Raw genomic sequence first — 23,852 nt, forward strand, 5'->3', positions numbered from 1 at the left:
TTCATGGAAAAGATAAAACCGGCCGTGACGCCTTCGGTGCCGCGCCATGTCGCGATTATCATGGATGGTAATAATCGCTGGGCCAAGAAGCGCCTGCTGCCAGGCGTTGCAGGCCACAAGGCGGGTGTCGATGCTGTGCGGGCCGTTATCGAGGTCTGCGCTGAAGCCCGGGTCGAAGTGCTGACACTGTTCGCGTTTTCCAGTGAAAACTGGCAGCGCCCGGCCGAAGAGGTGGGTGCGCTGATGGAGCTGTTTTTCACGGCGTTGCGCCGTGAAACCAAGCGCCTGAACGAAAACGAGATCAGCCTGCGTATCATCGGCGACCGCTCGCGCTTTCACCCTGAACTTCAGGCGGCCATGCGCGAGGCGGAAGTGCGCACCTCCGGCAACAGCCGCTTCGTGCTGCAGATCGCTGCCAACTACGGTGGGCAGTGGGACATCGCGCAGGCCGCCCAGCGGCTGGCGCGTGAGGTTCAGGCCGGACATCTGCAGCCGGAGGACATTACTCCCCAGTTGTTGCAGACCTGTCTGGCCACCGGCGACCTGCCGTTGCCGGATCTGTGCATCCGCACCGGCGGTGAGCACCGCATCAGCAACTTCCTGCTTTGGCAGCTGGCCTACGCCGAGCTGTACTTCTCCGACCTGTTCTGGCCGGACTTCAAACACGATGCCATGCGCGCTGCGCTGGCAGATTTCGCTTCTCGCCAACGTCGCTTCGGTAAAACCAGCGAACAGGTAGAAGCTGGAGCCCGGGCTTAATGCTGAAACAACGGATCATCACGGCACTCATTCTGCTGCCGATCGCCTTGTGCGGGTTTTTCCTGCTGACCGGCATGTACTTCGCCCTGTTTATCGGGGTGGTCGTGGTTTTGGGTGCCTGGGAATGGGCACGACTCGCAGGTTTTGCCGCACAGTCGATGCGTATCGGCTATGCGGCTGTGGTCGCTGTTCTGCTTTTTCTCATGTACCTGCTGCCGGGGCTGGAGCCCTGGGTGCTGGTTGCCGCAGTCATCTGGTGGGGCGTTGCGACCTTTCTGGTCCTTACCTATCCGGACTCGAGCAGTCACTGGGCAAGTGCAGCGTGCAAGCTGGTCATCGGTCTTCTGATTCTGCTGCCTGCATGGCAGGGTCTGGTTCTGATCAAGCAATGGCCGCTGGGTAACTGGCTGATTCTGTCGGTAATGGTGCTGGTCTGGGCCGCCGACATTGGTGCTTATTTCTCCGGCAAGGCTTTTGGCAAGCGCAAGCTTGCGCCCAAGGTGAGCCCTGGCAAGAGCTGGGAGGGCGTATATGGCGGTCTGGTGGTCAGTCTGGGCATCACGGCAGCAGTGGGCTTTTCCCGCGACTGGACGGTTGCGCAGTTCATTGCGGCGCTCTTCGGCGCAGCGGTGATCGTATTCATCTCGGTGATTGGCGACCTGACCGAAAGCATGTTCAAGCGCCAGTCCGGGGTCAAGGACAGCAGCAATCTGTTGCCTGGCCACGGCGGGGTGCTGGACCGTATCGACAGCCTCACGGCGGCCATCCCGGTATTTGCTGTTCTGCTCTGGGCCGCTGACTGGGGTGTCATGTGAGTGGGCCGCAACAAATTACCATTCTGGGTGCAACCGGTTCCATCGGACTGAGCACTCTGGATGTCGTTGCCCGTCATCCAACGCTTTATCAAGTGTTCGCGCTCACCGGCTTCAGCCGTCTGAACGAACTGCTGGCCTTGTGCATCAGGCACACGCCGCAATACGCCGTAGTGCCTGATCAGGTGGTCGCCCGCAAACTGCAGGATGACCTGGCGGCTGCCGGGCTCGATACCCGGGTGCTGGTCGGCGAGGGCGGTTTGTGCGAAGTGGCCGCTGACCCACGGGTCGATGCGGTCATGGCCGCCATTGTCGGGGCTGCCGGCTTGCGTCCGACGCTGGCTGCGGTGGAAGCGGGCAAGAAGGTATTGCTGGCCAACAAGGAAGCGCTGGTCATGTCCGGCGCCCTGTTCATGCAGGCTGTTCGGCAAAATGGCGCTGTGCTTTTGCCCATCGACAGCGAGCACAATGCGATCTTCCAGTGCCTGCCCGGCGACTTCGCCCGCGGGCTGGGTGCCGTCGGTGTCCGGCGGATCATGCTGACTGCCTCGGGCGGACCGTTCCGCGAAACGCCGCTGGAGCAGTTGCAGAATGTTACTCCAGAGCAGGCCTGTGCCCATCCGGTCTGGTCGATGGGGCGCAAGATCTCCGTCGATTCGGCAACCATGATGAACAAGGGGCTCGAGCTGATCGAAGCCTGCTGGCTGTTCGATGCGCGTCCGGATCAGGTCGAGGTGGTCATTCACCCGCAAAGCGTGATCCACTCGCTGGTCGACTATGTCGATGGCTCGGTGCTGGCTCAGTTGGGAAATCCCGACATGCGTACCCCCATTGCCAATGCACTGGCATGGCCTGCGCGTGTAGACTCTGGCGTTGCGCCACTGGATCTGTTTCGTATCGGCCAGCTTGATTTTCAGGCGCCGGACGAGGAACGATTCCCTTGTCTGCGGCTGGCCCGACAGGCGGCGGAGGCTGGGGGCAGTGCACCTGCCATGCTCAACGCGGCCAATGAAGTGGCCGTTGCGGCATTCCTCGAAGGGCGTATCCGCTACCTGGAAATCGCCGGTATTATCGAGGAGGTTCTCGATCACGATCCTGTCACCGCGGTCGAAGGGCTGGATGCGGTGTTCGCAGCTGACGCGAAGGCGCGTTTGCTGGCAGGCCAATGGCTTGAGAGGCACGGGCGATAGCGACCTGAAAACCCGTCAGGATGTGAGTGAAAGGGTTGATGTGGTGCGTCAACGGCGGGCCTGAAGGCCTGCAATGATTAACACACTGGCCGACCAGTCGGTACCCGGAGAAGACTGATGAGCGCTTTATACATGATTCTCGGCACCCTGATTGCGCTGGGCGTGCTGGTGACCTTCCACGAATTCGGCCACTTCTGGGTGGCGCGTCGTTGTGGCGTCAAAGTGCTGCGTTTTTCAGTAGGCTTCGGCACGCCTCTGCTGCGCTGGCATGACCGTCAGGGCACAGAATACGTGGTGGCTGCCATCCCTCTGGGCGGCTATGTGAAAATGCTCGACGAGCGCGAGGGTAATGTTCCGCCCGAGCTCGCTGACCAATCGTTCAATCGCAAGACAGTAGGGCAGCGCATCGCCATCGTGATCGCCGGCCCGACAGCCAACTTCCTTCTCGCCATCGCATTTTTCTGGGTGCTGGCGATGATGGGCAGTGAGCAGGTGCGTCCGGTTATCGGCGCAGTGGAGGCCGGAAGTATCGCCCAGCAGGCTGGCCTGACGGCTGGACAGGAAATCGTAGCTGTCGATGGCGAGCCTACTTCTGGTTGGGCTGGGGTCAACCTGCAACTGGTCCGTCGTCTGGGTGAAAGCGGTACTATCGCTTTGAAGGTCAGGGATCAGGGTTCTACGGTCGACACCTCCCGTGAGCTGGTACTCAATGACTGGCTGAGGGGCGCAGAAGAGCCTGATCCTATCAAGTCGCTGGGTATTCGTCCGTGGCGTCCCGCGCTGTTGCCGGTGCTGGCAGAAATCGATCCGAAAGGTCCCGCGCAGAGCGCGGGGCTTAAAACAGGTGATCGTTTGGTTTCGATGGACGGTCAGCCGCTCAATGAGTGGCAACAGGTTGTCGATCGGGTACGCGAGCGTCCTGAGGCGAAGATTTCGCTGCGCATCGAGCGCGACGGCGTGCAAATGGACGTGCCGGTGACTCTCGCGGCCAAGGGCGAGGGCAAGGCTGCCGCGGGTTACCTCGGTGCTGGTGTGAAAGCTGTCGATTGGCCACCGGAAATGCTGCGCGAGGTCAGTTACGGGCCTTTCGCGGCGATGGCCGAGGGTGTGAAGCGCACCTGGAACATGAGTGTGCTGACCTTGGACTCGCTGAAGAAAATGTTGTTCGGCGAGCTCTCGGTAAAAAACTTGAGTGGACCGATAACCATTGCTAAAGTGGCGGGCGCTTCGGCCCAGTCGGGCATCGGAGATTTTCTGAACTTCCTCGCTTATCTGAGTATTAGCCTGGGTGTTCTGAATCTGCTGCCCATTCCCGTCCTGGACGGGGGGCATTTGCTGTTTTATCTGATCGAGTGGGCGCGTGGTCGTCCCCTTTCGGAAAAGGTTCAAGGTTGGGGGGCGCAGATCGGTATCAGTCTGGTAGTGGGCGTAATGTTGCTCGCGCTGGTCAACGATCTGGGCCGACTGTAAAGCGTTGCCGAGTTGCGAATCTGCCGCATTTTGCGGCAGTTTGTTTATTGCCAGTTGGAATAAGAAAGGACTTCATGAAACGTCTGCTGCTAACTGCGGTTCTTTCCGCACTGATGATCGCTGAAGTTCACGCCGAGTCCTTCACCATCTCCGATATCCGTGTCAACGGCCTGCAGCGGGTATCCGCCGGCAGTGTCTTTGGTGCATTGCCGCTGAACGTAGGCGAGCAGGCGGACGATGGTCGTTTGGTCGATGCTACCCGTTCGCTGTTTAAAACCGGTTTCTTTCAAGATATCCAGCTGGGTCGCGACGGCAACGTGCTCGTCATCAATGTCGTCGAGCGCCCTTCGGTTGCGAGTATCGAAATCGAGGGTAACAAGGCCATTTCCACCGAGGACCTGATGAAGGGGCTGAAACAGTCCGGTCTGGCCGAAGGTGAGATTTTCCAGCGTGCAACCCTCGAAGGTGTGCGTAACGAGCTGCAACGTCAATACGTTGCCCAGGGCCGTTACTCTGCCGAGGTTGACGCCGAGGTCGTTCCTCAGCCGCGCAACCGCGTAGGCCTGAAGATCAACATCAATGAAGGCACCGTAGCCTCCATTCAACACATCAACGTGGTGGGCAACACGGTCTTCTCCGATGAAGACCTGACCGACCTGTTCGAGCTCAAGACCAGCAACTGGCTGTCGTTCTTCAAGAATGATGACAAGTACGCCCGTGAAAAGCTGTCGGGTGACCTTGAGCGTCTGCGTTCGTACTACCTCGATCGCGGCTATATCAACATGGATATCGCCTCGACCCAGGTGTCTATCACGCCTGACAAGAAGAACGTGTACATCACGGTCAACATCAACGAAGGCGAGAAGTACAGCGTCAAGTCGGTCAAGCTGAGCGGTGACCTCAAGGTCCCTGAAGACCAGGTCAAATCCCTGTTGCTGGTGCAGCCGGGCCAGGTCTTCTCGCGCAAGGTCATGACCACGACGTCCGAACTGATCACCCGTCGTCTGGGTAACGAAGGCTATACTTTCGCCAACGTCAACGGCGTGCCGACGCCGAACAACGAAGACCACACGGTCGATATCACCTTTGTCGTCGACCCGGGCAAGCGTGCCTACGTCAACCGTATCAACTATCGCGGCAACACCAAGTCGGAAGACGAAGTGCTGCGTCGCGAAATGCGTCAGATGGAAGGCGGCTGGGCATCGACCTACCTGATCGACCAGTCGAAAACCCGTCTGGATCGTCTGGGCTTCTTCAAGGAAGTCAACGTCGAAACGCCACCTGTTCCTGGCACCGACGATCAGGTCGATGTGAACTACGCCGTTGAAGAGCAGGCATCCGGTTCGATCACCGCCAGCGTCGGCTTCGCGCAAAGCGCCGGTCTGATCCTCGGTGGTTCGATCAGCCAGAACAACTTCCTGGGTACTGGTAACAAGGTCAGCATCGGTCTGACCCGCAGCGAATACCAGAGCCGTTACAACTTCAGCTACGTCGATCCGTACTACACGCCGGACGGTGTCAGCCTGGGTTACAGCGCGTTCTACCGCACCACCAACTACGATGACCTCGACGTTGATGTTGCAAGCTATGCGGTTGACAGCCTGGGTGCCGGTATCAACCTCGGCTACCCGATCAGCGAGACTTCGCGCCTGACCTACGGCCTGACCGTGCAGCAGGATGAGATCAAGACCGGCAAGTACACCGTTGACGAGATCTTCGACTTTGTCGAAAAAGAAGGCGACAAGTACCTGAACTTCAAGGGCTCGATTGGCTGGTCTGAATCGACTCTGAACAAAGGCGTGCTGGCGACCCGTGGTCACTCGCAAAGCCTGGTGTTCGAATCCACCTTGCCGGGCAGCGACCTGTCGTTCTTCAAGCTGGATTACCGTGCTCAGTACTTCCACCCGATCACCGATAACTACACCCTGCGTCTGCACACCGAGCTGGGTTACGGTGACGGCTACGGTTCGACCTCGGGTCTGCCGTTCTACGAGAACTACTACGCGGGCGGTTTCAACTCGGTACGCGGCTTCAAGGACAGCACTCTTGGTCCACGCAGTACGCCTAGTAATGGTTCCAAGCCAGGTACATTGGCGGACCCGGATCAGGATCCACTGCCGTTCGGCGGTAACGCCTTGGTTCAGGGTGGTGTAGAAGTCATGTTCCCGCTGCCATTCGTCAAGGATCAGCGCTCGCTGCGTACGTCTGTGTTCTGGGACGTGGGTAATGTCTTCGATACCAAGTGCGACTCGACCAGAACAAGCTCGTCAGGCAAGAAAGTCGAATGTAACGACATCGACCTTTCCGGCATGGCCAGCTCTGTGGGTATCGGCGTCACCTGGATCACCGCACTCGGCCCGCTGAGCTTCGCTCTGGCGATGCCGATCAAGAAGCCGGACGACGAAGCCGAAACGCAGGTTTTCCAATTCTCCCTGGGTCAGACCTTCTAAGCGTCTGATCTTTGATAACGCAACGAATTTTGTAGGAGTTGTATTGTGCGTAAGTTGACTCAACTGGTAATGCTGGCAACCGTACTGGTCGCAAGCCCTGCATTCGCCGACATGAAAATTGCGGTACTGAACTATCAGATGGCCTTGCTGGAATCTGACGCTGCGAAGAAATACGCTGTCGATGCCGAGAAAAAATTCGGTCCGCAACTGACCAAGCTGAAAAGTCTGGAAAGCAGCGCCAAGGGTATCCAGGATCGTCTGGTCAGCGGTGGCGACAAGATGGCTCAGCCTGAGCGCGAGCGTCTGGAGCTTGAATTCAAGCAAAAGGCCCGCGACTTCCAGTTCCAGTCCAAGGAACTGAACGAAGCCAAGGCAGTTGCTGACCGTGAAATGCTCAAGCAGTTGAAGCCGAAGCTGGATCAGGCTGTAGAAGAAGTCATCAAGAAAGGTGGTTTCGACCTGGTTTTCGAGCGCGGTGCGGTGATCGACGTCAAGCCTCAGTATGACGTGACTCGTCAGGTCATCGAGCGCATGAACCAGCTGAAGTAACCATGAGCATAACCATCAAACTCGGTCAGTTGGCCGAGTTCCTTGGTGCCACGTTACGTGGCGACAAGGACAAGGACATCACCGGGCTGGCCTCTTTAGAAGAGGCTGGCCCTGGTCAAATCAGTTTTCTGGCAAAATCCAAATACCGTCAATTCCTGGTCGATGCCCAGGCTGCTGCCGTGCTGCTCAAGCCCGCAGATGCCGACAGCTACACCGGAGATGCGCTATTGGTCCCGGATCCTTATCTGGCTTATGCCCGTATTTCGCATTTTTTCGATCCCAAGCCCAAAAGCAGCGCAGGCGTTCATCCGACGGCCTTGATTGCCGAGGATGCACTGGTTGATCCTGCCGCCAGCATTGGCGCTTTTGCCGTCATCGAGAGCGGTGCGCGCATTGCGGCAGGTGTCACCATCGGTGCGCACTGCTTCATCGGCGCTCGCTGCGAGATCGGTGAAGGCGGCTGGCTGGCACCCCGTGTGACGCTTTATCACGATGTGCGCATCGGCAAGCGTGTGGTCATTCAGTCGGGTGCTGTGCTGGGCGGTGAAGGTTTCGGCTTTGCCAATGAAAAGGGTGTCTGGCAGAAAATCGCACAAATCGGCGGCGTCACCGTGGGTGATGACGTCGAGATCGGTGTTAATACGGCGATCGATCGTGGTGCACTGGCTGACACACGCATTGGCAATGGCGTGAAACTGGATAACCAGATTCAGATTGCTCACAACGTTCAGATTGGCGACCACACGGCGATGGCCGCGTGTGTCGGCATTTCCGGAAGCACTAAAATCGGCAAGCATTGCATGCTTGCTGGTGGTGTTGGTCTGGTGGGGCATATCGAGATTTGTGATGGTGTTTTCATCACCGGCATGACGATGGTGACGCATTCCATTACCGAGCCGGGTTCCTACTCGTCCGGTACGGCCATGCAGCCGGCCGGCGAGTGGCGCAAGAGTGCAGCTCGTCTGCGCAAAATCGATGATATGGCGCGACGTCTGCAAAAGCTTGAAAAGGCCATAGAGACGGTGACCTGCGCTGATAATCGCTCATCTGATGGCTGATACCTTTTTAATATCAAGCGTGCTCAGTCGATAAACTGCCTCCTTGATGTAGAGGGGTGCTGCGCAGTCGCGACGCACTCCTAATCTTTACTACAGGCTTCCCCTCGAAATGATGGACATCAAAGAAATTCGCGAATACCTGCCTCATCGTTACCCGTTCCTGCTGGTGGATCGCGTGACCGAGCTGGATATCGAGAACAAGAACATTCGCGCCTACAAGAATGTCAGCGTCAATGAGCCTTTCTTCAACGGTCACTTTCCCGAGCATCCCATCATGCCCGGCGTGCTGATCATCGAAGCGATGGCGCAGGCTGCCGGTATTCTTGCGTTCAAGATGCTCGACTCCAAGCCTTCCGACGGCACGCTCTATTATTTCGTGGGCTCGGACAAACTGCGTTTCCGTCAGCCGGTCCTGCCGGGCGACCAACTGGTTCTCGAGGCGAAGTTCCTGAGCAGCAAACGTCAGATCTGGAAGTTCGAATGCAAGGCTACCGTTGATGGCAAGGCAGTCTGCTCTGCTGAAATCATCTGTGCGGAACGCAAACTATGAGTTTGATTGACCCTCGCGCAATCATCGATCCGACGGCCGTTCTGGCCGACAATGTTGAGGTCGGCCCTTGGTCGATCATCGGACCCGGTGTGGAAATTGGCGAGGGTACAGTTGTCGGTCCTCACGTTGTCCTCAAGGGGCCAACCAGAATCGGCAAGCACAACCGTATCTACCAGTTTTCATCGGTGGGTGAAGACACGCCTGATCTGAAATACAAGGGCGAGGAAACCCGCCTTGTCATCGGCGATCACAACGTTATCCGCGAAGGCGTGACCATTCACCGCGGGACCGTTCAGGACCGTGCCGAAACCACGCTGGGCGATCACAACCTGATTATGGCCTATGCCCATATCGGGCACGACAGCGTGATCGGCAACCACGTGATTCTGGTCAACAACACCGCCCTGGCAGGCCATGTTCACGTGGATGACTGGGCTATCCTGTCGGGCTTTACTCTGGTCCATCAGTTCTGCCATATCGGTGCGCACAGCTTCTCCGGCATGGGCACTGCGATCGGCAAGGATGTACCTGCGTTCGTCACGGTGTTTGGCAATCCGGCCGAGGCGCGCAGCATGAACTTCGAGGGCATGCGTCGTCGGGGTTTCTCCGAAGAAGCCATTCATGCGCTGCGCAGAGCCTACAAGACGGTTTATCGCCAGGGGCTGACCATCGGCCAGGCGCTGGCCGATCTGGCAGAGCCTGCGGCGCAGTTTCCTGAAGTGGCCATATTTCTTCAGTCCATTCAGACGTCGACTCGCGGCATCATTCGCTAATCATGACCAGTCCACTCTGTATCGCTCTGGTCGCGGGTGAAGCATCCGGCGATATCCTCGGATCCGGTTTGATGCGTGCCCTCAAGGTGCGCCATCCCGATATCCGCTTCATTGGTGTCGGTGGTCCGTTGATGGAAGCCGAAGGCATGCAGTCCTTCTTCCCGATGGAGCGCCTGTCGGTGATGGGGCTGGTTGAAGTGCTCGGGCGACTGCGCGAGCTGCTGGCCCGGCGCAAGCTGCTGGTCCAGACCCTGATCACTGAAAAGCCGGACGTCTTCATCGGCATCGACGCCCCTGATTTCACGCTCAATATCGAACTTCAGCTGCGTCGCGCCGGCATCAAGACCGTGCACTACGTCAGCCCCTCAGTCTGGGCCTGGCGCCAGAAGCGTGTGCTGAAGATTCGTGAAGGCTGTGATCTGATGCTGACCCTGTTGCCGTTCGAGGCGCGTTTCTACGAAGAGCAGGGCGTACCGGTGCGCTTCGTCGGGCATCCGCTGGCAGACACCATCCCCCTGGAGTCCGATCGTGCAGGTGCTCGCGCTGGCCTGGGATTCGCGCAGGATACGCCGGTTGTGGCATTGATGCCGGGCAGCCGGGGCGGTGAAGTGGGGCGTCTGGGCGCATTGTTTTTCGACACGGCCGAACTGTTGCTTGCCCGGCGCCCGGGCCTGCGCCTCGTACTGCCGTGCGCCAGCCCGCAGCGGCGGGCTCAGGTGGAACAGTTGCTGCAGGGTCGTGATTTGCCCGTCACGCTGCTCGACGGCCAGTCGCACGTTGCTCTGGCCGCCTGCGATGCGGTACTGATCGCCTCCGGCACGGCGACCCTGGAAGCGCTGCTTTACAAGCGTCCCATGGTGGTTGCCTACCGCCTGGCGCCGCTGACCTTCTGGATACTCAAGCGAATGGTCAAGAGCCCTTATGTGTCGCTGCCGAACCTGCTGGCCCAGCGTCTGCTGGTGCCTGAACTGCTGCAGGACGACGCTACGCCAGAAGCCCTGGCGCGTACGCTGCTGCCATTGATCGAAGACGGTCGCGAGCAAACCGCCGGTTTTGACGCTATTCACCGGGTTCTGCGCCGCGATGCGTCCAATCAGGCCGCCGATGCGGTATTGAGCCTGCTCGGACGGTCGCCTTCACTGTGAGGTCGCCCATGATGCAAACAGGTCTGGATTTTACCCTCGTCGAGGACCTGGTGGCGGGTGTCGATGAAGTGGGTCGCGGTCCGCTGTGCGGTGCAGTGGTAACCGCCGCCGTCATTCTCGATCCGGCCAGGCCCATTCGCGGTCTCAATGACTCGAAGAAACTGACCGAAGCCAGGCGCGAAAAGCTCTACGTCGAAATTCAGGAGAAAGCCCTGTGCTGGTTCATCGCCAGGGCTGAAGTCGAAGAGATCGACCAGTTGAATATCCTGCACGCCACGATGCTGGCCATGCAGCGCGCCGTCGAAGGGTTGAGTATCACGCCCAGACTGGCGCTTATCGACGGCAACCGCTGCCCGCAGTTGTCGGTGCCTTCGGCGCCGGTGGTAAAGGGTGACTCCAAGGTACCCGCCATCGCCGCCGCATCGATTCTCGCCAAGGTAAGCCGGGACCGGGAAATGGCGGCGTTTGAACTCATCTATCCGGGTTATGGCATCGGTGGGCACAAGGGTTATCCTACGCCGGTGCATCTGGAAGCACTGGCCCGGCTTGGGCCTACGCCCATTCATCGGCGTTCTTTCGCTCCGGTGCGTGCAGCCCATGAAGCGCGCGCCACGCTAATGCTCGGCGGCTCGCTTCCGTTGTCAGCCGGTTTGCTGCAGGACTGACGTTTCACTCCGGGCCAGCTACAATCCTGCCCTTCGTTTTTTGTATTTTCGCGTTTTATAGGATCACCATGCCGGCTTCTTTCGTTCATCTACGCCTGCACACCGAATATTCTCTGGTTGACGGTCTGGTCCGGGTCAAGCCGTTGATCAAGGCGCTGACCGGCATGAACATGCCCGCCGTGGCGGTGACCGACCAGAACAACATGTGTTCGCTGGTCAAGTTCTACAAGGCCGCCCAGGGCTCCGGCATCAAGCCGATCTGTGGCGTCGACCTATGGCTGGCAGGCAGGGACGAAGATGCCGCGCTCAGCCGCATCAGCCTGCTGGCCATGAATGCCCAGGGCTACCGCAACCTGACCGAGCTGATTTCCCGAGGCTTTATCGAAGGCCAGCGCAACGGTCAGATCGTCATTCAGCGCCAGTGGGTCGCGCAGGCCAGCGAAGGCGTGATTGCGCTTTCCGCGGCCAAGGAAGGCGAGATCGGCATGGCCTTGCTCGGCGGCAATCCGGGGGAGGCCGACGAACTGTTGCGCGAGTGGCTGGAAGTCTTTCCTGACCGCTTCTACATCGAAGTACAGCGTACCAACCGCGCCAATGACGAAGAACACCTGCACGCTGCGGTGGCCCTGGCCGAGCGTCACGGCGCGCCGTTGGTGGCGACCAATGATGTGCGCTTCATCAAACAGGCCGATTTCGAAGCCCACGAAACCCGCGTATGCATCGGTGAAGGCCGTGCGCTGGACGACCCGCGTCGCTCGCACAATTACAGCGATCAGCAATACCTGAAAAGCCCGGAAGAAATGGCCGAGCTGTTCAGCGACCTGCCGGAAGCGCTGGAAAACACCGTCGAGATTGCCAAACGCTGCAATATCGATGTCAAGCTGGGCACGCACTTCCTGCCCAACTTCCCGATTCCCGATGGCATGACCATCGATGAGTATTTCCGCAAGGTCTCCTTCGACGGTCTCGAAGAGCGTCTTGCAGTCCTGCTGCCCAAGGACACGACCGAAGATTACGAAGCCAGGCGTCAGGTGTATGTCGACCGGCTGAATTTCGAGCTGGATATCATTATCCAGATGGGCTTCCCCGGTTACTTTCTGATCGTGATGGACTTCATCCAGTGGGCCAAGAGCAACGGCGTACCGGTGGGGCCGGGTCGTGGTTCGGGGGCCGGATCGCTGGTTGCCTATGTGCAGAAGATCACCGACCTCGACCCGCTGGAATACGACCTGCTGTTCGAACGCTTCCTGAACCCGGAGCGGGTCTCCATGCCCGACTTCGACGTCGACTTCTGCATGGATGGTCGTGACCGGGTGATCGAGTATGTGGCCGAGAAGTACGGTCGCAACGCGGTGAGCCAGATCATCACCTTCGGTTCCATGGCCGCCAAGGCGGTGGTGCGTGACGTGGCGCGTGTGCAGGGCAAGTCTTACGGGCTGGCGGATCGTCTGTCGAAGATGATCCCGTTCGAAGTCGGCATGACCCTCGAAAAAGCCTACGAGCAGGAAGAGATTCTTCGCGATTTCCTCAAGGTGGATGAGGAAGCTGCGGAAATCTGGGAGATGGCGCTAAAGCTCGAAGGCATTGTGCGTAACGTCGGTAAGCACGCCGGTGGTGTGGTGATTGCCCCGACCAAGCTGACCGACTTCTCGCCGATCTATTGCGACGAGGCCGGTGACGGTCTGGTGACCCAGTTCGACAAGGACGATGTCGAGGCTGCGGGGCTGGTGAAGTTCGACTTCCTCGGTCTGCGTACCCTGACCATCATCGACTGGGCGCTCAAGACCATCAACCGCGACCGCGCCAAGGTCAACGAAGAACCGCTGGACATCGCGTTCATCCCGCTCGACGACATGCCGACCTATCAGTTGCTGCAGCGCGCCGAGACCACGGCGGTGTTCCAGCTCGAGTCGCGCGGCATGAAAGAGCTGATCAAAAAGCTCAAGCCAGACTGTCTGGAAGACTTGATCGCACTGGTGGCGTTGTTCCGCCCCGGCCCGCTGCAATCGGGCATGGTGGACGACTTCATCAACCGTAAGCACGGTCGCGCCGAGCTGTCCTATCCGCACGTCGATTACCAGTACGAAGGCCTCAAGCCGGTACTGGCACCGACCTACGGCATTATCCTGTATCAGGAACAGGTGATGCAGATCGCTCAGGTCATGGCCGGTTACACCCTTGGCGGTGCGGACATGCTGCGTCGCGCAATGGGCAAGAAAAAGCCCGAGGAAATGGCCAAGCAGCGCGGTGGTTTCATCGATGGCTGCAAGACCAATAACATCGACCCGGACCTGGCCGGTAACATCTTCGACCTGGTGGAAAAATTCGCCGGTTACGGTTTCAACAAGTCCCACTCCGCGGCCTACGGGCTGGTGTCGTACCAGACTGCCTGGTTGAAGACTCACTACCCGGCGCCGTTCATGGCGGCGGTGTTGTCGGCGGATATGCACAACACCGACAAGGTCGTGACCTTGATCGAAGAAGTGCGCACGATGAAGCTGCGCCTCGACGCGCCGGACGTGAACACCTCGGAGTTCAAGTTCACGGTGAGTGACGATGGCCGCATTCTTTATGGCCTTGGCGCGATCAAGGGCGTAGGCGAGGGGCCGGTCGAGGCGATTACCGATGCGCGCCAGAACGGGCCGTTCAAGGACTTGTTCGACTTCTGCGCCCGCGTCGACCTCAAGCGCGTCAACAAGCGAACGCTGGATGGCCTGATTCGCAGCGGTGCGCTGGATCGTCTCGGGCCGTACTTCGAACTCGAGCCCAAGGCTTATCAGGCCAATATCGATCGTAACCGTTCGGTGTTGCTTGCGGCGCTGGAAGAGGCCATTCAGGCTGCCGAGCAGACAGCGCGCAGTCGCGACAGTGGTCACTCGGACCTGTTCGGCGGCCTGTTCGTCGAAGCGGACGCCGATGTTTATGCGAATCATCGCAAGACCCGTGAGCTGAGCCTCAAGGATCGTCTGCGTGGTGAAAAGGAAACCCTGGGCCTGTACCTGACCGGGCACCCGATCGATGAATATGAAGGCGAGATCCGCCGTTTCGCCCGGCAACGGATCATCGATCTCAAGCCCGCAAGAGACACCCAGACGGTCGCAGGCCTGATCATTGCCCTGCGCGTCATGAAGAACAAGAAGGGCGACAAGATGGGGTTCATTACCCTGGACGATCGCTCGGCGCGCATCGAGGCGTCGCTGTTTGCCGAAGCGTTTCATTCGGCTCAGTCACTGTTGCAGACCGATGCTATGGTGGTGGTCGAGGGCGAAGTCAGTAATGATGACTTCTCCGGTGGGCTGCGCCTGCGGGCCAAGCGTGTCATGAGTATCGAGGATGCCCGCACCAATCTGGCCGAGAGCCTGCGTGTGACGGTGCGTGCCGAAGCGCTCAAGGGCGACCGGCTGCGCTGGCTGGGCGATCTGTGCAAGCGCCATCGCGGTGCCTGTCCGATCACGGTGGACTACACGGGGCAGGACGCCCGCGCATTGCTGCAATTGGGAGAAGCATGGCGGATTGATCCTGCGGACAGCTTGATTCAAGCTCTGCGTGACCAGTTCGGACGTGAGAACGTCTTTCTCCAGTATCGTTGAACGTCGCAGGCTCGACTTGCGCTCAACCCTGAATTTTAATTTCGACCTGAACGCGCCGGTTCCGAACAGGAACGGCGCAGACGGATCAACCGGCCGGCCTCTTGGCCGTCGACCCAAGACGGATGCCTATGAACCCGAATTTTCTTGATTTCGAACAGCCTATCGCTGACTTGCAGGCCAAAATCGAAGAACTGCGCTTGGTGGGTAATGACAACTCGCTGAACATCGGCGACGAGATCTCCCGGCTGCAAGACAAGAGCAAGACGCTCACCGAAAGCATCTTCGGCAACCTGACCAGCTGGCAGATCGCGCGCATGGCGCGCCATCCGCGTCGTCCCTACACGCTGGACTACATCGAAAACATCTTTACCGAGTTCGATGAGCTGCACGGTGATCGTCATTTCTCCGATGATGCGGCGATCGTCGGCGGTATTGCCCGTCTCGACAACCAGCCAGTCATGGTTATCGGTCATCAGAAAGGCCGGGAAGTGCGCGAGAAGGTTCGTCGCAACTTCGGCATGCCGCGCCCCGAAGGCTATCGCAAGGCCTGCCGCCTGATGGAAATGGCCGAGCGCTTCAAGATGCCGATCCTGACCTTTATCGATACGCCGGGCGCTTATCCTGGTATCGACGCGGAAGAGCGCAACCAGAGCGAGGCAATTGCCTGGAACCTGCGTGTCATGGCCCGTCTCAAGACCCCGATCATCGCTACTGTTATCGGTGAAGGCGGTTCCGGTGGTGCGCTGGCAATTGGCGTATGCGACCAGTTGAACATGCTGCAGTATTCGACCTACGCGGTAATCTCTCCGGAAGGCTGCGCGTCGATTCTGTGGAAAACCGCCGAGAAGGCACCGGATGCTGCCGAAGCCATGGGTATCACCGCTGACCGCCTGAAAGGCCTGGGTATCGTCGACAAGGTCATCGCCGAACCACTGGGTGGCGCGCATCGTGATCCGGTCGCCGCCGCTGCCTTGATTCGCGAAGAGTTGAGCAGTCAGCTGGCGATGCTCAAGGAGTTCGATAACGATGAGCTGCTGGCCCGCCGTTATGACCGCTTGATGAGCTACGGTCTGTAAGCTGCGTCGCCCGATTGCTTCCACGTCTTGCGGGCTTCTGCCCGGAAGGCGTGGGAGCGAACCTGTTCGCGAAAGGACTGGCTTGAGCACTGAAGCGTTTAGTGTGCGAACCCGCCAGACCGGTGAAAAACACCCATGACCACTCTCTCACGCGCCGGTCATGATCTTTCTGTCAGGCTTCTTCAAGTTCTGGCCCCCTGGCGCAATGCGCCTGTCTGGCATGTCGGTTTCTCCGGCGGCCTCGACTCAACCGTGCTTTTGCATCTTCTGGCTGAACTCGCCGGCCGCGAAACCCTGCCTGCGCTCAACGCAATCCATGTGCACCACGGTCTGCAGACCGCTGCCGATGCCTGGCCAGAGCATTGTCAGCAGGTCTGCAAGGCGCTCGGCGTGGCATTCGAGTCTGTTCGCGTTCAGGTCGAGCCTGCTGCAAGTCTCGAGCAGGCTGCCCGTCAGGCGCGTTACGGCGCCTTCACTGAGCGGCTGGGTGAGGGCGAGGTGCTGCTGACCGGGCAGCATCGCGATGATCAGGCCGAGACCCTGCTGTTCCGTCTGCTGCGCGGCGCAGGCGTTCGTGGTCTGGCTGCCATGCCCTATCAGCGAGTGCTGGGCCGTGGGCATCTACTGAGGCCGCTGCTGGATGTATCGCGTATGCAGCTGGAAGATTACGCGCGTCGACATGGACTGAACTGGATCGAAGATGCCAGCAATGACGATCAGCAGTTTTCGCGCAATTTTCTGCGCAATCAGGTACTGCCGTTGCTGACCTCCAGATGGCCGCAGGCAGCCGCCAGTCTGGCACGTACCGCACACCACCTCGGCGAAGCGCAGCAATTGCTCGATGAGCTTGCGCTGCAGGATATTGCCAATGCTCAGGCTGCTACGTCGTTTAGCTGGGTTGGCCTGCCGGTGTTGAGTCTCGGGCCGATTGCCGCTTTGTCCGCAGCCCGGCAGCGCAATGCAGTGCGTCATTGGCTTGCGCCACTGACGCGTCTGCCGGACACCGATCACTGGGCTGGCTGGGAGGCGTTGCGCGATGCGGCGCAGGACGCGGGTCCGCTGTGGCGGCTCGCCGATGGAACGTTGCACAGGGCGCAGGGCTGCATCTGGTGGGTGCCGGCTGCCTGGGAGCGGCTCTGTCATCAGGCAATGGACTGGACGGACCCTGGTGTGGCGCTGGACTTGCCCGGCAATGGCCGCGTGGTTCTGGAGGGCGAGGCGCCGTCGGGGTGTCTGCAAGTCCGCTATCGGCAGGGCGGTGAAGTGTTACGCCTGGACGGGCGTGGCAGCCGTGATCTCAAGCGCCTGCTCAACGAGCAGTCAGTACCGGCGTTTCTGCGCGGCAGATTGCCGCTGCTCTACCTCGATAACGTGCTGCTGGCCGTCGCCAACCTGCCTGGACTGGACGGTTCGCCCAATGAAAACTGGCGTTTGCGCTGGGTTGCGCCGACCGGCGACCAAAGTTTGAGCTGAAAGGCCCTTTCAGGTAGACTACGCTCCCTTCTTGATACAGCTTCTGTCGGTTCTTTTGAAACGACATGAGTTGCCGGTTACCAACCAGTATTTACTGGGTAATTCTTAAAATGTAGCGCACACCACACTGGCTTCGGCCGGTCGGTTTCAACGCAGCAGTTTCGGGAGTGCACCGTGAATTTTGTCGGTAATCGGGGGCTTCGGCCTTCCTTCGCTATCCCCGGCGGCTCTGACCGCTTTAACGCAGACTTCTAGGGTTTTTCATGACGCGCTACATCTTCGTCACGGGCGGTGTTGTTTCTTCATTGGGGAAAGGCATTGCCTCGGCTTCATTGGCGGCCATCCTGGAGGCGCGGGGACTCAAGGTCACCATGCTCAAACTGGATCCCTACATCAACGTGGACCCAGGCACCATGAGCCCGTTCCAGCACGGTGAGGTGTTCGTCACTCACGACGGCGCCGAGACCGACCTGGACCTTGGTCACTACGAGCGGTTCATCCGCACCACCATGACCCAGAACAACAACTTCACCACCGGCCGTGTGTACGAGCACGTCCTGCGCAAAGAGCGCCGTGGTGATTACCTGGGCGCGACCATTCAGGTCATCCCGCACATCACCGATGAAATCAAGCGCCGCATCATCAAGGGTGCAGGCGATGCCGACGTGGCGCTGGTCGAGATCGGCGGTACCGTAGGCGATATCGAGTCCCAACCGTTCCTTGAAGCCATCCGCCAGTTGCGTTTCGAAGTCGGCGCACGCCGCGCAATGCTGATGCACCTGACGCTGGTGCCGTACATCGCTACTGCCGGCGAGACCAAGACCAAGCCGACCCAGCATTCGGTGAAGGAACTGCGCTCCATCGGCCTGCAGCCTGATGTGCTGGTCTGCCGCTCCGATCACCCGATCGACGTTTCCTCGCGTCGCAAGATCGCTCAGTTCACCAACGTCGAAGAGCGTGCGGTCATCGCCCTCGAAGACGCGGACACCATCTACAAGATCCCGGGCATTCTGCATTCGCAAGGCCTGGACGATTTTGTGGTCGAGCGCTTCGGTCTGCAATGTGGTGGTGCCGACCTGTCCGAATGGGACAAGGTCGTCGACGCCAAGCTCAACCCGGAACACGAAGTGACCATCGCGATGGTCGGCAAGTACATGGAGCTGCTCGACGCCTACAAGTCGTTGATCGAAGCCATGAGCCACGCCGGTATCACCAATCGCACCAAGGTCAACCTGCGCTACATCGACTCTGAAGACATTGAAAACCAGGGCACCGGCCTGCTGGAAGGCGTGGACGCGATCCTGGTTCCGGGTGGCTTCGGTCTGCGCGGCGTCGAAGGCAAGATCACTGCCGTTCAGTTCGCCCGTGAGAACAAGGTTCCGTACCTCGGCATCTGCCTGGGCATGCAGGTCGCGGTCATCGAGTTCGCGCGTAACGTGCTGGGCTGGAAAGACGCCAACTCCACCGAGTTCGACCGTACCAGCGCACACGCTGTAGTGGGTCTGATCACCGAATGGGAAGACGCCACCGGTGCAGTCGAAACCCGTACCGAAAGCTCCGATCTGGGCGGCACCATGCGTCTGGGCGCACAAGAGTGCCAGCTTGAAGCCGGTTCGCTGGTCCACGATTGCTACACCAAGGACGTGATCGTCGAACGTCATCGTCATCGCTATGAAGTGAACAACAACCTGTTGCCGCAACTGATCGAGGCGGGCCTGAAGATCTCCGGCCGCTCGGGCGATGGCGCACTGGTTGAAGTGGTCGAAGCACCGGATCATCCATGGTTCGTCGCTTGCCAGTTCCACCCGGAATTCACCTCAACGCCCCGTGACGGTCATCCGCTGTTCAGCGGCTTCGTCAAGGCGGCATTGGCTCAACATCAGAAAAATTCCTGACAGGGACTGCAGACATGGCTCAGAAAATCATCCGCGTAGGTTCGATCGAGATCGCCAACGACAAGCCAATGGTGCTGTTCGGCGGCATGAACGTACTCGAATCCCGGGATATGGCCATGCAGGTCTGTGAAGAATACGTAAAGGTCACCGAAAAGCTCGGTATCCCTTACGTGTTCAAGGCCAGCTTCGACAAGGCCAACCGCTCTTCGGTGAACTCCTACCGTGGGCCGGGCCTTGAAGAAGGCATGCGTATTTTCGAAGAGATCAAGCGCACCTTCAACGTGCCGCTGATCACCGATGTTCACGAGCCTCATCAGGCCGCCGTGGTGGCCGAAGTCTGCGACATCATTCAACTGCCGGCTTTCCTGTCGCGGCAGACCGATCTGGTCGTCGCGATGGCGAAAACCGGTGCAGTCATCAACATCAAGAAAGCCCAGTTCCTTGCACCCCAGGAAATGAAACACATCCTGACCAAGTGCGAAGAGGCGGGGAACGATCAGTTGATTCTCTGTGAGCGGGGCTCCAGCTTCGGTTACAACAATCTGGTCGTGGACATGCTTGGCTTTGGCATCATGAAGCAGTTCGAGTACCCGATCCTGTTCGACGTGACCCATGCCCTGCAGATGCCGGGCGGTCGTTCCGATTCTGCGGGCGGGCGCCGCGCCCAGGTGCTGGATCTTGCCAAGGCCGGTATCAGTCAGAATCTGGCCGGTCTGTTCCTTGAAGCCCATCCGGATCCTGACAACGCCAAATGCGACGGGCCATGTGCCCTGCGTCTGGACAAGCTCGAGCCGTTTCTGGCCCAACTCAAGTCCCTGGATGAACTTGTAAAGAGTTTTCCGATCGTAGAGACCGCTTGAACAGGGTTCTCCAGTAAAGTGCCGTTCCCCGTCATTCGTGACGGGGTTGTCGCATTCAGACCTGCCTTTTCCCGCGTCTGATTGCGAGCATTGTTTTCCCAGCTGCGTCGTTTTCGTCAATCTTGGAGTGTTTACAACAATGGCAAAAATCGTCGACATCAAAGGTCGTGAAGTTCTCGACTCCCGTGGCAATCCCACCGTGGAAGCAGATGTGCTCCTCGATAACGGCATCATCGGCAGCGCCTGCGCGCCGTCCGGTGCTTCAACCGGCTCGCGCGAAGCGCTGGAGCTGCGTGATGGCGACAAAAGCCGTTACATGGGCAAGGGCGTTCTGAAAGCTGTGGCCAACATCAATGGCCCTATCCGTGACCTGCTTCTGGGCAAGGATCCGGTCGACCAGAAGGCGCTGGATCACGCGATGATCGAGCTGGACGGCACCGAAAACAAGGCAAGCCTGGGCGCAAACGCCATCCTCGCGGTCTCCCTGGCAGCTGCCAAGGCGGCGGCACAGGATCAGGACCTGCCGCTGTACGCGCACATCGCCAACCTCAATGGCACCCCGGGCGTGTACTCCATGCCGGTGCCGATGATGAATATCATCAACGGTGGCGAGCATGCCGATAACAACATCGACATCCAGGAATTCATGATCCAGCCTGTCGGCGCCAAGTCCTTCGCTGAAGGCCTGCGCTGGGGCACCGAGATTTTCCATCACCTCAAGGCGGTCCTCAAGGCGCGTGGCCTGAACACCGCAGTGGGTGACGAAGGTGGCTTCGCGCCTAACCTGGCATCCAACAAGGAAGCGCTCGACGCTATCGCCGAGGCTGTTTCCAATGCGGGTTATACGCTGGGCACCGACGTGACCCTGGCGCTGGACTGCGCAGCGAGCGAGTTCTACAAGAACGGCAAGTACAAACTGAGCGAAGAGGGCGAATACAGCTCTGCCGAGTTCGCCGAATACCTTGCCGAGCTGACTCGCAAGCACCCGATCATTTCCATCGAAGACGGTCTGGACGAGTCCGACTGGGATGGCTGGAAAATCCTCACCGACAAGATCGGCGAGAAAACCCAGCTGGTAGGTGACGACCTGTTCGTGACCAACACCAAGATCCTCAAGGAAGGCATCGACAAGAAGATCGCCAACTCGATTCTGATCAAGTTCAACCAGATCGGTACGCTGACCGAAACCCTGGAAGCCATTCAGATGGCCAAGGCTGCCGGTTACACGGCGATCATCTCTCACCGTTCCGGCGAGACCGAAGATTCGACCATTGCCGACCTGGCTGTGGGCACCTCTGCCGGTCAGATCAAAACCGGTTCGCTGTGCCGCTCCGACCGCGTGTCCAAGTACAACCAATTGCTGCGCATCGAGGAGCAATTGGGCTCCAAGGCTGTGTATCGTGGTCGTGCCGAGTTTCGCGGCTGAGCCATAGATGGTAAAAAGACGCAGAGTGCTGCACGGATTCGAGTCCCCTGACTTGCCCGTGCAGCTCCGATGCTGACGCTCCGCGGTAATCTGGAGTGATTGAGCCTGGCTTATGTCAGGCTCAATGCCCTCAGTCGTTTGTTGTTCACGTTGGCTCTGCTGTCTTTTTTACTGGGTACCTGATATTTCAATGCGCAGTCCTAACTGGTTGTTCCTCGTCCTGCTCCTGTTGCTGGCTGGCTTGCAGTACCGCCTTTGGGTCGGTAACGGAAGCCTTGCGCAAGTGGCCAGCCTGACTCAGCAGATTGCCGACCAGCATGCTGAAAATCAGGTGCTGCTGGAGCGCAACCGCGTGCTTGATGCCGAGGTCATGGAATTGAAAAAAGGTCTGGAAACCGTCGAAGAGCGTGCCCGACATGAATTGGGCATGGTCAAGGACGGCGAAACCCTTTACCAGCTCGCGCAATAATCAAGTTGGTGCGATGAAAGACTTTCTTCCTGCCTTCTGGGCAGTGATACCTGCAGCGGGCATTGGTGCTCGCATGGCAGCCGACCGTCCCAAGCAGTACCTGCCACTGGGCGGCCTGACAATTCTGGAACACAGCCTGCTTTGCTTTCTCGATCATCCCCGGCTCAAGGGGTTGGTGATCAGTCTGGCTGTGGACGACCCTTACTGGGCTGCATTGCCCTGCGCGCATGACACTCGCATTCAGCGCGTGGACGGCGGCAGCGAGCGCTCAGGCTCGGTACTCAATGCGCTGCTGCACCTGCATGCGCAGGGCGCCAGTGACAATGACTGGGTGCTGGTTCATGACGCTGCGCGTCCGAACCTGGCGCGCAGCGATCTGGACAATCTGCTCGGCGAACTGGCCGATGACCCTGTCGGCGGCCTGCTGGCCGTGCCGGCCCGCGACACGCTCAAACGTGCCGACAGCAGCGGTCGCGTGCTGGAAACAGTGGATCGTAGCCTGATCTGGCAAGCCTTCACGCCGCAGATGTTTCGTCTTGGTGCCCTGCATCGCGCCCTGGCGGACAGCCTGGTCTCTAACGTCAGCATCACCGATGAGGCATCGGCCATCGAGTGGGCGGGGCAGTCGCCACGCCTGATCGAGGGACGTTCCGACAACATCAAGGTCACGCGTCCCGAAGACCTGGAGTGGCTGCGCCAGCGCCACAGCAAGTTCGGGCGCCAGGTTTCCGCTACTGGCGATATTCATCCCTCATCGCCAACCCCTCCTTAAGATAATCCACCAGCTTGCGCACCTTGGGTGACAGGTGCCTTTGCTGCGGATAGAGCGCCCATACTGCAGTGTTAGGCGGTTGATGCGCCTCCAGCAATGAAACCAGCGTGCCGTCGTTGAGATGTTTCTGCACGTAGTAATCCGGCAACTGACACAAACCGACTCCGTGCAGTGCGGCATCCAGCACGGCCTGGCCGCTGTTACACCGCCAGTTGCCTTGTACACGCTGGGAAAACTCACGCCCGTTCTGCTGAAGCTGCCAGGTATCGCTGCCTCCGATCAGGCAATTATGGCGATTCAGTTCCGAAAGGCTGTGCGGTCTGCCGTAACGCTCGATGTAGGACGGCGAAGCGCACAGGTACATCTGCCGTGGCGCGAGGCGGGTCGCGACCAGACGCGAGTCCTGTAACCGGCCAAGCCGAATCGCCAGGTCCATGCCTTCATGAACCAGGTCCAGCGTGTCGTTGCTCAGCTCGATATCGACCCGCAGGTGCGGGTAAACGTCCATGAAACGCGTGACCAGCGGCGTGATGAAGCGCTCGCCATAGGCCACGGCGCAGGTCATGCGCAACAATCCCTTCGGTTCGCTGGCCAGATCGCCCACGGCGCGCAGAGCTTCTTCGCGGCCGTCCTGCAGGCGCTGGCAGTGGTGCAGAAAGGTTTGTCCGGCTTCCGTCAGCGCGACCTTGCGTGTGCTGCGGTAGAGCAGACGGGTCTGCAGGCGCTCTTCAAGACGAACGATTTGACGGCTCACATGCGACGAGGAGACCCCGAGCCGCTGAGCCGCCGCCGTGAACTGCCCGCATTCTGCAACGGCAACGAACTCATCCAGACCTTCCCAGCGATTGGTGTACATCGATTATCCCTGTA

General features: G+C 59.2%; 20 protein-coding genes. 19 read left to right on the forward strand and 1 reads right to left on the reverse strand.

Annotated elements, in window-relative coordinates; translation table 11 throughout:
* The first annotated feature begins 3 nt into the window (after positions 1-3).
* The 19 genes from uppS (at position 4) to ispD (ending at position 22,982) form a co-directional block, all read left to right on the forward strand.
* Positions 4-759, forward strand: a complete 756-nt coding sequence (uppS, locus tag BLR16_RS11880) for a polyprenyl diphosphate synthase (protein ID WP_024661502.1) — start codon at positions 4-6, stop codon at positions 757-759.
* The gene (locus BLR16_RS11885) at positions 759-1,574 is read left to right on the forward strand and encodes a phosphatidate cytidylyltransferase (protein ID WP_003415535.1); all 816 of its coding nucleotides are present in this window, start codon (positions 759-761) and stop codon (positions 1,572-1,574) included. Before uppS ends, BLR16_RS11885 begins: the two co-directional genes overlap by 1 nt.
* Positions 1,571-2,761, forward strand: coding sequence for a 1-deoxy-D-xylulose-5-phosphate reductoisomerase (gene ispC / locus BLR16_RS11890; protein ID WP_074805497.1), 1,191 nt, complete (start codon positions 1,571-1,573; stop codon positions 2,759-2,761). Before BLR16_RS11885 ends, ispC begins: the two co-directional genes overlap by 4 nt.
* 117 nt (positions 2,762-2,878) lie before the next feature.
* Positions 2,879-4,231, forward strand: a complete 1,353-nt coding sequence (gene rseP / locus BLR16_RS11895; protein WP_003364845.1) for a sigma E protease regulator RseP — start codon at positions 2,879-2,881, stop codon at positions 4,229-4,231.
* 74 nt (positions 4,232-4,305) lie between these two features.
* A complete protein-coding gene (gene bamA, locus BLR16_RS11900; protein ID WP_054080755.1) occupies positions 4,306-6,681 on the forward strand; it encodes an outer membrane protein assembly factor BamA in 2,376 nt (791 codons plus the stop codon).
* 45 nt (positions 6,682-6,726) lie between these two features.
* Positions 6,727-7,230 (forward strand): OmpH/Skp family outer membrane protein, encoded by a 504-nt coding sequence (locus BLR16_RS11905; protein ID WP_003364839.1) that lies wholly within the window; start codon positions 6,727-6,729, stop codon positions 7,228-7,230.
* A gap of 2 nt (positions 7,231-7,232) precedes the next feature.
* Positions 7,233-8,288: a UDP-3-O-(3-hydroxymyristoyl)glucosamine N-acyltransferase gene (gene lpxD, locus BLR16_RS11910; protein ID WP_003433373.1), complete on the forward strand. Its 1,056-nt coding sequence runs from the start codon at positions 7,233-7,235 to the stop codon at positions 8,286-8,288.
* A gap of 109 nt (positions 8,289-8,397) precedes the next feature.
* Positions 8,398-8,838, forward strand: coding sequence for a 3-hydroxyacyl-ACP dehydratase FabZ (gene fabZ, locus BLR16_RS11915; protein WP_002554719.1), 441 nt, complete (start codon positions 8,398-8,400; stop codon positions 8,836-8,838).
* Positions 8,835-9,611 (forward strand): acyl-ACP--UDP-N-acetylglucosamine O-acyltransferase, encoded by a 777-nt coding sequence (gene lpxA, locus BLR16_RS11920; protein ID WP_003364836.1) that lies wholly within the window; start codon positions 8,835-8,837, stop codon positions 9,609-9,611. Before fabZ ends, lpxA begins: the two co-directional genes overlap by 4 nt.
* Before the next feature lie 2 nt (positions 9,612-9,613).
* Entirely contained in the window at positions 9,614-10,756 is a 1,143-nt protein-coding gene (gene lpxB / locus BLR16_RS11925; protein WP_072365689.1) for a lipid-A-disaccharide synthase, read from the forward strand.
* A gap of 11 nt (positions 10,757-10,767) precedes the next feature.
* Positions 10,768-11,421, forward strand: coding sequence for a ribonuclease HII (rnhB, locus tag BLR16_RS11930; protein WP_003433370.1), 654 nt, complete (start codon positions 10,768-10,770; stop codon positions 11,419-11,421).
* Positions 11,422-11,489: 68 nt separating this feature from the next.
* The gene (gene dnaE, locus BLR16_RS11935) at positions 11,490-15,011 is read left to right on the forward strand and encodes a DNA polymerase III subunit alpha (RefSeq protein WP_003433366.1); all 3,522 of its coding nucleotides are present in this window, start codon (positions 11,490-11,492) and stop codon (positions 15,009-15,011) included.
* 128 nt (positions 15,012-15,139) lie between these two features.
* On the forward strand, positions 15,140-16,087 hold the full coding sequence (accA, locus tag BLR16_RS11940; RefSeq protein WP_003364825.1) for an acetyl-CoA carboxylase carboxyl transferase subunit alpha: 948 nt from the start codon (positions 15,140-15,142) through the stop codon (positions 16,085-16,087).
* Positions 16,088-16,222: 135 nt separating this feature from the next.
* Positions 16,223-17,560: a tRNA lysidine(34) synthetase TilS gene (gene tilS / locus BLR16_RS11945; RefSeq protein ID WP_074805490.1), complete on the forward strand. Its 1,338-nt coding sequence runs from the start codon at positions 16,223-16,225 to the stop codon at positions 17,558-17,560.
* A 263-nt stretch (positions 17,561-17,823) separates the two neighbouring features.
* Positions 17,824-19,455 carry a CTP synthase gene (locus BLR16_RS11950; protein ID WP_003364819.1) on the forward strand — a complete coding sequence of 544 codons (1,632 nt, stop codon included), beginning with the start codon at positions 17,824-17,826 and terminating at the stop codon, positions 19,453-19,455.
* A 14-nt stretch (positions 19,456-19,469) separates the two neighbouring features.
* A complete protein-coding gene (kdsA, locus tag BLR16_RS11955) occupies positions 19,470-20,315 on the forward strand; it encodes a 3-deoxy-8-phosphooctulonate synthase (RefSeq protein ID WP_003314314.1) in 846 nt (281 codons plus the stop codon).
* Between the two features lie 139 nt (positions 20,316-20,454).
* Positions 20,455-21,741 carry a phosphopyruvate hydratase gene (gene eno, locus BLR16_RS11960; RefSeq protein ID WP_003364816.1) on the forward strand — a complete coding sequence of 429 codons (1,287 nt, stop codon included), beginning with the start codon at positions 20,455-20,457 and terminating at the stop codon, positions 21,739-21,741.
* 190 nt (positions 21,742-21,931) lie between these two features.
* On the forward strand, positions 21,932-22,210 hold the full coding sequence (gene ftsB / locus BLR16_RS11965; RefSeq protein WP_003314315.1) for a cell division protein FtsB: 279 nt from the start codon (positions 21,932-21,934) through the stop codon (positions 22,208-22,210).
* 13 nt (positions 22,211-22,223) lie between these two features.
* A complete protein-coding gene (ispD, locus tag BLR16_RS11970; RefSeq protein ID WP_074805485.1) occupies positions 22,224-22,982 on the forward strand; it encodes a 2-C-methyl-D-erythritol 4-phosphate cytidylyltransferase in 759 nt (252 codons plus the stop codon).
* Here the strand turns inward: ispD and BLR16_RS11975 are convergent.
* The gene (locus BLR16_RS11975; RefSeq protein WP_003433355.1) at positions 22,942-23,838 is read right to left on the reverse strand and encodes a LysR family transcriptional regulator; all 897 of its coding nucleotides are present in this window, start codon (positions 23,836-23,838) and stop codon (positions 22,942-22,944) included. The genes ispD and BLR16_RS11975 overlap by 41 nt on opposite strands.
* Between the last annotated feature and the right edge of the window lie 14 nt (positions 23,839-23,852).

The sequence above is a fragment of the Pseudomonas sp. BS3767 genome, assembly GCF_900099665.1.
Lineage (GTDB): Bacteria > Pseudomonadota > Gammaproteobacteria > Pseudomonadales > Pseudomonadaceae > Aquipseudomonas > Aquipseudomonas cerasi.

Excerpts from the sequence above, each read along its gene's own strand:
- uppS (WP_024661502.1), top strand. The coding sequence starts at position 4 with ATGGAAAAGATAAAACCGGCCGTGACGCCTTCGGTGCCGCGCCATGTC.
- BLR16_RS11885 (WP_003415535.1), top strand. The coding sequence starts at position 759 with ATGCTGAAACAACGGATCATCACGGCACTCATTCTGCTGCCGATCGCC.
- rseP (WP_003364845.1), top strand. The coding sequence starts at position 2,879 with ATGAGCGCTTTATACATGATTCTCGGCACCCTGATTGCGCTGGGCGTG.
- bamA (WP_054080755.1), top strand. The coding sequence starts at position 4,306 with ATGAAACGTCTGCTGCTAACTGCGGTTCTTTCCGCACTGATGATCGCT.
- lpxD (WP_003433373.1), top strand. The coding sequence starts at position 7,233 with ATGAGCATAACCATCAAACTCGGTCAGTTGGCCGAGTTCCTTGGTGCC.
- fabZ (WP_002554719.1), top strand. The coding sequence starts at position 8,398 with ATGATGGACATCAAAGAAATTCGCGAATACCTGCCTCATCGTTACCCG.
- lpxA (WP_003364836.1), top strand. The coding sequence starts at position 8,835 with ATGAGTTTGATTGACCCTCGCGCAATCATCGATCCGACGGCCGTTCTG.
- lpxB (WP_072365689.1), top strand. The coding sequence starts at position 9,614 with ATGACCAGTCCACTCTGTATCGCTCTGGTCGCGGGTGAAGCATCCGGC.
- rnhB (WP_003433370.1), top strand. The coding sequence starts at position 10,768 with ATGCAAACAGGTCTGGATTTTACCCTCGTCGAGGACCTGGTGGCGGGT.
- dnaE (WP_003433366.1), top strand. The coding sequence starts at position 11,490 with ATGCCGGCTTCTTTCGTTCATCTACGCCTGCACACCGAATATTCTCTG.
- accA (WP_003364825.1), top strand. The coding sequence starts at position 15,140 with ATGAACCCGAATTTTCTTGATTTCGAACAGCCTATCGCTGACTTGCAG.
- tilS (WP_074805490.1), top strand. The coding sequence starts at position 16,223 with ATGACCACTCTCTCACGCGCCGGTCATGATCTTTCTGTCAGGCTTCTT.
- BLR16_RS11950 (WP_003364819.1), top strand. The coding sequence starts at position 17,824 with ATGACGCGCTACATCTTCGTCACGGGCGGTGTTGTTTCTTCATTGGGG.
- kdsA (WP_003314314.1), top strand. The coding sequence starts at position 19,470 with ATGGCTCAGAAAATCATCCGCGTAGGTTCGATCGAGATCGCCAACGAC.
- eno (WP_003364816.1), top strand. The coding sequence starts at position 20,455 with ATGGCAAAAATCGTCGACATCAAAGGTCGTGAAGTTCTCGACTCCCGT.
- ftsB (WP_003314315.1), top strand. The coding sequence starts at position 21,932 with ATGCGCAGTCCTAACTGGTTGTTCCTCGTCCTGCTCCTGTTGCTGGCT.
- ispD (WP_074805485.1), top strand. The coding sequence starts at position 22,224 with ATGAAAGACTTTCTTCCTGCCTTCTGGGCAGTGATACCTGCAGCGGGC.
- BLR16_RS11975 (WP_003433355.1), bottom strand. The coding sequence starts at position 23,838 with ATGTACACCAATCGCTGGGAAGGTCTGGATGAGTTCGTTGCCGTTGCA.